This is a genomic window from Streptomyces sp. NPDC055103 (assembly GCF_053607625.1).
This window is the reverse complement of record NZ_JBSGTX010000008.1, coordinates 160,331-167,628: the sequence shown is the minus strand read 5'-3', so window position 1 is coordinate 167,628 and position 7,298 is coordinate 160,331. Positions and strand designations below refer to the sequence as shown.

Here is a 7,298-nt window from a genome sequence, read left to right as displayed (position 1 = left end):
ACGGTCCCCAGGGGCGAGCCACACCCCGACGGCCCGCCTCCGAAGTACTCAGCTTCGAATGAACCACCTCATCACAGACGGAACCAACGCTCCTGCCGTGGCGCGAGAGAGGCCGGCACGGAACGTAAAATTGCCGGATGAACGAGAACCTCCCCCCGTGCCCCGAGTGCTCCGGCACCTTCACCTACGAGATGGGCGCCCTCCTCGTCTGTCCGGAGTGCGGCCATGAATGGTCGGCCGCCACCCAGGCCACAGACAGCAGCAGCAGCAGCAGCGAGAACGTGATCAAGGACTCCGTCGGCAACGTGCTGGCCGACGGCGACACGGTCACGGTCATCAAGACGCTGAAGGTCAAGGGCAGCCCGTCGGGCATCAAGGCCGGCACCAAGGTGCGCAACATCCGCCTCGTGGACGGCGTCGACGGGCACGACATCGACTGCAAGGTCGACGGGTTCGGGCCCATGCAGCTCAAGTCCAGCGTGGTCAAGAAGGCCTGACCGGGCTTCCTCGCCACGATCACCCATCCCTACGAATTGCATAATTCTGCAATTTCATACATGCTGTTCTCGCCGTGCCCGCCGGTAGCCGCGGGCACGGCGCCCACTGGCGCCTTAGCACGTGCGAGGCGATGAGGAGAGTGCTTGAGCGTGTCGGTTCCGCTGTACCAGGCCAAGGCCGAGTTCTTCCGGATGCTGGGGCACCCGGTCCGCATCCGCATCCTCGAGCTCCTGCAGGAGGGGCCGATGGCCGTGCGGGACCTCCTCGCGGCGATCGAAGTGGAACCGCCCTCGCTCTCCCAGCAACTGGCGGTCCTGCGACGATCGGGAATCGTGGTGTCGACCCGTGACGGAGCGACCGTCGTCTACCGGCTCGCCGGCGGCGACGTGGCCGACCTCATGCAGGCCGCGCGGCGCATCCTCACCGAGATGCTGGCGGGGCAGAACGAGCTCCTCGCGGAACTACGGGAGGCCGAGGTCTCACCCCGGTGACCACGGTGCTGACGAGGTTGCGGTCCCTCCTGCCCGTGCGCGCCGACTTCACCGCCATGGCCCGCAACCCGCGCCGGGACCTCCTGGCCGGGCTGACCGTCGCCATCGTCGCGCTGCCGCTCGCGCTCGGCTTCGGTGTCTCCTCCGGCCTCGGCGCCGAGGCCGGCCTCGCGACCGCGGTCGTGGCCGGGGCGCTCGCCGCCCTCTTCGGCGGTTCGAACCTGCAGGTGTCCGGGCCGACCGGGGCCATGACCGTCGTCCTCGTCCCGATCGTCGCGCAGTACGGCCCCAGCGGTGTGCTCACGGTCGGGCTGATCGCCGGGCTGATCGTCGTCGGCCTCGCCGTGGCGAGGGCGGGCCGGTACATGGCGTACATCCCGGCCTCCGTCGTCGAGGGCTTCACGCTCGGGATCGCGCTCGTCATCGGGCTCCAGCAGGTGCCGAGCGCCCTCGGCGTTCCCCAGCCCGAGGGCGAACGGGTCCTGGAGGTGACGTGGCGCGCCGTCGCGGAGTTCGTCCGGGCTCCGAACTGGACGGCCGCCGCACTCGCGCTGGGGGTCGCCGCCGTGATGCTGGTCGGCGCCCGGTGGCGGCCGGCGATCCCCTTCTCGATCGTGGCGGTGATCGCCGCGACCGTCGTCGCCCAGGCGTTCCACCTCGACGAGGCGGCACCGATCGGCGATCTGCCGGCCGGGCTGCCCGTCCCCTCCCTCGCCTTCGTGGACCTGTCGCAACTGGGTTCCCTGCTCGCGCCGGCGGTGGCGGTCGCCGCCCTCGCCGCCCTGGAGTCGCTGCTCTCGGCGCAGGTCGCCGACGGCATGACCGTGGGGCAGAAGCACGACCCGGACCGTGAGCTGTTCGGTCAGGGGCTCGCCAACCTCGCGGCGCCCCTGTTCGGTGGCGTCCCGGCGACCGGCGCCATCGCCCGTACGGCGGTCAACGTCCGTACCGGCGCGTCCTCGCGGCTCGCCGCACTGACGCACGCGGCGGTCCTCGCCGTCATCGTCTTCGCCGCCGCCCCGCTCGTGTCGAGGATCCCCCTCGCGGCGCTCGCAGGTGTCCTGCTCGCCACCGCCGTCCGCATGGTCGAGGTCGGCTCGCTGCGGGCCATGGCGAAGGCCACCCGCTCCGACGCCGTCGTCCTGGTCCTGACAGCCGTCGCCACCCTCGCCCTGGACCTCGTGTACGCGGTGATCATCGGCTTCGTCGTCGCCGGCGCCCTCGCCCTTCGTGCCGTGGCCAAGCAGGCCCGTCTCGCCGAGGTCGACTTCAAGGCCGACCTGCCGGGCGAGCACAGCGAGGAGGAGCACGCCCTGCTGGCCGAGCACATCGTGGCGTACCGGATCGACGGTCCCCTCTTCTTCGCCGCCGCCCACCGCTTCCTCCTGGAGCTGACCGAGGTGGCGGACGTCCGCGTGGTGATCCTGAGGATGTCCCGGGTCACCACGATCGACGCCACCGGCGCCCTCGTGCTCAAGGACGCGGTCGAGAAGCTCGACCGGCGCGGCATCGCCGTCATGGCTTCCGGAATTCGCCCGGGGCAGCGCCAGGCTCTCGAATCCGTGGGGCCGCTCGGCCTGTTGCGTGTCGAAGGAAGGGATTTCGCCACGACTCCGGAGGCGATCGCCGCCGCCCGCGCGCACCTTCAAGGCACCGGCGTCCTGGCCGTCACACCAGCGCGCCAATCCCGCGAGAGCGCCGAGGAACGCGCCCGATGACCACCGAACCGACCCGTCTCCCGCGTGCGGACGGCAGCGGCAGAGCCGTGCGGATCACCCTCCCCCTGCGACGACTAAGGCAAGAACAACGATGACCATCGAATGGCGTTACACCACCCACCCCGGCCTCAGTGTGCTCTCCCTCTCGGGGTACCTCGGGGCGGACGCGGTCGGGCGGTTCAGCGGTGCCGTGGGCTGGGTGCTGGCACGGGGAACGGGCCCGGTCATCCTCGACCTCACCAGCCTCCGGGGCTGGTCAGCCGGCGGACAGCTGGCCGTCGCGACGGCGGCCCGGCAACTGGCGACCGAGGGGCGCGGGCTCGAACTCGCCGCCATCCCCGCGGACGGATCACTCGTCCCCACCGGCGACAACCCCCAGATCCCCGTGCACTGCGACCTGCCCACCGCGCTCGCCACCCACCGTCATCTCGGGGACGAACGGCGCGAATGGTACAGCGACGACTGGCCCGGCTCTCGTAGCGGCACCGCCGCACGTCGGACCTGACCGCCGAGTGACGCCCCCCTAGGCGGTGTTCACGTCCAGGAGGCGGCTCGTGCGGGTGCTCGCGCCGGTCAGGGCGAGGGGGATGCCGAGGCTGCCGCACATACGGTGCGCGCGGGCCAGGGCGCTGAGGGTGGCGGGGGCGGGGTCGGCGGCCGGGAGGGCGATGATCACGCGGGCCGGCCGGTGGGCCTGGACCAGGGCCTGGATCTGGAGGGCGGCCGCGGCTCTGTTGGTGACGTCCAGGTCGCGGTGGAGCGTCACGTGCAGGACGTCGTGGCGAACGGTGTGGCTGATGAGCATGGTGTCCCTCCGCGCAGGACGACGAGGGCCCGCAGCCGGACGCGGTGGGGCATCGTCCGAGGATGCCACGGGGAGGGGGCCTGGGACGTTCTCGTGGCGCGCTCGGCGTGGAGTGTCGGGTGGGGCGTCCTTCCGGAGCGACCACGGGGATTCACGTATATGAATCGGCGGGGGTCGCCGACTAGGGTGGGGAGGACCGGAGCGACCGGTCGAGATTTCGAACGCGAACCCTTACCCACCAGGCGGTTCCCATGAGTCAGTTCGACCTGCCCCTCGATCAACTCCGCACCTACCGCAGCGTGTCCGTGGAACCGGCGGACTTCGACGCCTTCTGGGCGAAGACCCTCGACGAGACGCGCGCCCACGCGCTCGACGCGCGGTTCGATCCCGTCGCGACGGGGCTCGCGACGGTGGAGACGTACGACGTGACGTTCGCCGGGTTCGACGGCCAGCCGGTCAGAGGCTGGTTCGTCCTCCCGGCGGGCACGTCCGAACCGCTGCCGGTGGTCGTCGAGTTCCTCGGGTACGGAGGCGGGCGCGGCCTGCCGCACACACATCTGCTCTGGGCCTCCGCCGGGTTCGCGCACTTCGTGATGGACACCCGGGGGCAGGGCAGCGGCTGGGCCACCGGCGACACCCCCGACCCGGTCGGCAGCGCGCCGGCCTTCCCCGGTTTCATGACCCGGGGCATCGAGAACCCGGCCACCTACTACTACCGGCGGCTCTTCGCGGACGCGGTCCGCGCCGTCGAGGCGGCGCGCTCGCACCCGCTCGTGGACGCGGGCCGCACGGCGGTGACCGGGGGGAGCCAGGGCGGGGGCATCACCCTGGCCGTGGCGGGACTGGTGCGGGACCTGGTGGCCGTGGCCCCGGACGTGCCGTTCCTCTGCGACTTCCCGCGCGCGACGACCGTCACGGACCGTACGCCGTACCGCGAGATAGGCAACTACCTCAAGGCCCACCGCGGCCGCGTCCAGCGGGCGCGGGACACCCTGGCGTACTTCGACGGGGTCCACTTCGCGGCCCGTGCCACCGCGCCGGCCCTGTTCTCGACGGCGCTCGAGGACCAGACGTGCCCGCCGTCGACGGTGTTCGCGGCCTTCAACGCGTACGCGGTGGAGGACAAGGAGATCGAGGTCTACGACTTCAACGACCACGAGGGCGGCGGCGCCTTCCAGCAGGCGGCCCAGCTCCGCTGGCTGCCCGGGCGGCTGCGCGAGTAGCGCGACCGGTCTGGCGAGCGGACCGGCGTCATGGTCACTACGATCTAAGCGTGGAAGGCTCGAACAGGCGTACCCAGCCCCATGACCTCGGCACCCCCGACGACGACCTCGACACAGCCCTGCTGGGCGCCCTGTTCACCAGCTCGCCGGTCGGTCTGCACGTCCTCGACCCCGATCTGCGGATCGTCCGCTTCAACACCGCCGCGTCCGGCGTTCACGGGGTCGACCCGGCGGAGGCGGTCGGCCGGACGTGGCGGGAACTCGGGTTCGCCTCGGGCGTGGTCGCGGAGGCGCTGCGCCACGTGCTGGTCAGCGGTGATCCTGTCCACGATCTCCCGTTCCGAACAGCCGTACCGGTGCGGGTGCCCTCCGGTGCGGATGCCACATCCGCACGGTCGTACGCGCTCTCGGCGTCCCGGCTCCAGGACGGCGGCGGCAGGACGCTGGGCGTGGTGGTGACGGTCGTCGACGTCACGGACCGCAACCGTGCCCAGCGGCGTCTGGACCTGCTCCGCCGGGCCGGCGCGCGGATCGGCAGCACGCTGGACGTCTTCCGTACGGCGCAGGAGCTGGCGGAGGCGACCGTGCCCGAGCTCGCCGACGCGGTGGCCGTCGACGTCCTGGACCGCGTCCTGTACGGTGACGCGCCGGCGGGCGGTCCCCTGACGGACCCGGTGGTGGTGCGCCGGGCCGGATTCCGTGGCGCCACCGACGGCGCCGGTGGCGCGTACGAGATCGGGGACGTCCGGGTCATGCGGGTGGCCACGCCGTACGCCCAGAGCCTGGCCGACCTGCGGCCGCGGCTGATCAGGCGGCTGCGGAGCGACGATCCGTGGCTGACCCGCGATCCCGGCAGGGCTGCGCTCATACGGAAGGGCGGCGTCCACTCGCTGATGGCCGTCCCCCTCGCCGCCCGGGGTGTCGTGCTCGGGCTGGCCGCCTTCTACCGGTCAGGCGACTCGGAGCCCTTCATGGAAGCCGACCTCGCGGTGGCCTCCGAACTGGCCGACCGCACCGCCCTGAGCGTGGACAACGCCCGGCGCTTCACCCGTGAGCAGACCCTAGCCAGGCTGACCCAGCGCAGCCTGGTGCCCACACGGCTGCCGTCCCACAGCGCGGTGCAGACCGCGCACAGCTATCTGCCCGCCGCGTCCGGCGGCACCTGGTTCGACGTCATCCCGCTGTCGGGCGCCCGCGTCGCGCTCGTCGTCGGCGAGGTCGCGGGGTACGGCATGCGCGCGGTGACGACGATGGGCCGCCTGCGCACGGCGATCAGCGCGCTCTCCGCCATGGACCTGCCGCCCGACGAACTCCTCGAACGTCTCCACGATCTGACCCGAGACCTCGCCGACGAGCAGCAGGAACACCACGAGCGGTACGAGCCGGCCATCGGCCCCGACGGGCGGCCTCCCACCAAGGCCTCCGAAGGACCGGCGCTCACGGCCGGCTGCCTCTACCTCACCTACGACCCCGCCACCCGGCACTGCACGGCGGCCCGGGCCGGGCACCCGTCCGCCGTCCTGGCCCTCCCCGACGGCACCACCCGGGTGATGGACGCGGCGGCCGGACCGGCCCTGGGCCAGGGCATCCCCTCGTACGAGGTGACGACGACCGAGCTGCCCGAGGGCAGCGTCCTCGCGCTCCACAGCCGCGGCCTCCCGCTGGACGGGCCGACGGCCGACCACGTCCTCGGGCACCCGGCCGCGTACGACCACGTCCTGTCGGACATGTGCGACGCCCTCGTCTCAGCCCTGGTCCCCGAGCCGCCCGCCGACGACGTCCTGCTGCTCCTCGCCCGCACCCGCGTCCTGGGTCCTGACCGCCTGGCCTCCTGGACCTTGCCGCACGCCCCCGAAAGCGCCGCCGAGGCACGCGAACTGGTTCGCCGCCGGCTGGAGGACTGGGGACTCGCGGAACTGGACTTCACCACCGAGCTGATCGCCAGCGAGCTGGTGACCAACGCCGTGCGCTACTCGACCGGGCCCATCGGCCTGCGGTTGATCCGGGACCACGTCCTGATCTGCGACGTCACCGACTCCAGCAGCGCGGCGCCGCACCTGCGCCACGCCCAGGACGACGACGAGGGAGGCCGCGGCCTCTACCTCGTCGCCCAGTTCACCCAGCACTGGGGCGTCCGGCCCGGCGCCCGGGGCAAGACGATCTGGGCGGAGCAACCGCTCCCGGCGTCTTCCACGGACCGGACGCCGCCTGCTTGACGGGCCGCGGGGGGAGGCGGCGGCGGACTCCTCCGGAGTCCGGGGTCACGTCGGCCGGAGTCGAGCACGCGCAGGGGGAGCACGTCTTCAATGACGCCTCGACCCTGGCCGCCGATCTCAAAGCCGCTTGCAGGGCGATGGGCGGCCGGTACAAGCGGGAAAATCCTGGCCCTGGCGAACAGCTGTCAAGCCGAGGGGCGGGCGGCGCGTCTGCCGCACGCGGCCGCCCCCGCCTGATCAGGACACAGGCAGCTGAAGCCCGCCGGGACGGCCACGGCGACCGGTGTACCCCGAAGCGGGGACGATCCCTCGTCCGCCCGGGTGTACCCGCGCATGAGACCGGGGCC

The 7,298-nt window shown here is 72.4% G+C and carries 7 protein-coding genes; 6 read left to right on the top strand and 1 reads right to left on the bottom strand.

Features of this window, described 5'->3' with window-relative positions; genetic code table 11:
* Nucleotides 1-137 precede the first annotated feature (137 nt).
* The 4 genes from ACWFR1_RS08335 (at nucleotide 138) to ACWFR1_RS08320 (ending at nucleotide 3,212) form a co-directional block, all read left to right on the top strand.
* A complete protein-coding gene (locus ACWFR1_RS08335) occupies nucleotides 138-497 on the top strand; it encodes a zinc ribbon domain-containing protein YjdM (RefSeq protein ID WP_453547944.1) in 360 nt (119 codons plus the stop codon).
* A gap of 150 nt (nucleotides 498-647) precedes the next feature.
* Nucleotides 648-989 carry an ArsR/SmtB family transcription factor gene (locus ACWFR1_RS08330; protein ID WP_453547953.1) on the top strand — a complete coding sequence of 114 codons (342 nt, stop codon included), beginning with the start codon at nucleotides 648-650 and terminating at the stop codon, nucleotides 987-989.
* A gap of 56 nt (nucleotides 990-1,045) precedes the next feature.
* On the top strand, nucleotides 1,046-2,707 hold the full coding sequence (locus ACWFR1_RS08325; protein WP_453547951.1) for a SulP family inorganic anion transporter: 1,662 nt from the start codon (nucleotides 1,046-1,048) through the stop codon (nucleotides 2,705-2,707).
* A 91-nt stretch (nucleotides 2,708-2,798) separates the two neighbouring features.
* On the top strand, nucleotides 2,799-3,212 hold the full coding sequence (locus ACWFR1_RS08320) for an STAS domain-containing protein (RefSeq protein WP_453547942.1): 414 nt from the start codon (nucleotides 2,799-2,801) through the stop codon (nucleotides 3,210-3,212).
* An 18-nt stretch (nucleotides 3,213-3,230) separates the two neighbouring features.
* On the opposite strand, the gene ACWFR1_RS08315 is transcribed toward ACWFR1_RS08320, so the two are convergent.
* On the bottom strand, nucleotides 3,231-3,512 hold the full coding sequence (locus tag ACWFR1_RS08315) for a hypothetical protein (RefSeq protein WP_453547940.1): 282 nt from the start codon (nucleotides 3,510-3,512) through the stop codon (nucleotides 3,231-3,233).
* Between the two features lie 251 nt (nucleotides 3,513-3,763).
* On the opposite strand from ACWFR1_RS08315, the gene ACWFR1_RS08310 reads away from it, so the two are divergent.
* Together ACWFR1_RS08310 and ACWFR1_RS08305 are read left to right on the top strand one after the other, a co-directional pair.
* A complete protein-coding gene (locus ACWFR1_RS08310) occupies nucleotides 3,764-4,735 on the top strand; it encodes an acetylxylan esterase (RefSeq protein ID WP_453547937.1) in 972 nt (323 codons plus the stop codon).
* A 50-nt stretch (nucleotides 4,736-4,785) separates the two neighbouring features.
* Entirely contained in the window at nucleotides 4,786-6,951 is a 2,166-nt protein-coding gene (locus ACWFR1_RS08305; RefSeq protein WP_453547935.1) for a SpoIIE family protein phosphatase, read from the top strand.
* Nucleotides 6,952-7,298: the final 347 nt, after the last annotated feature.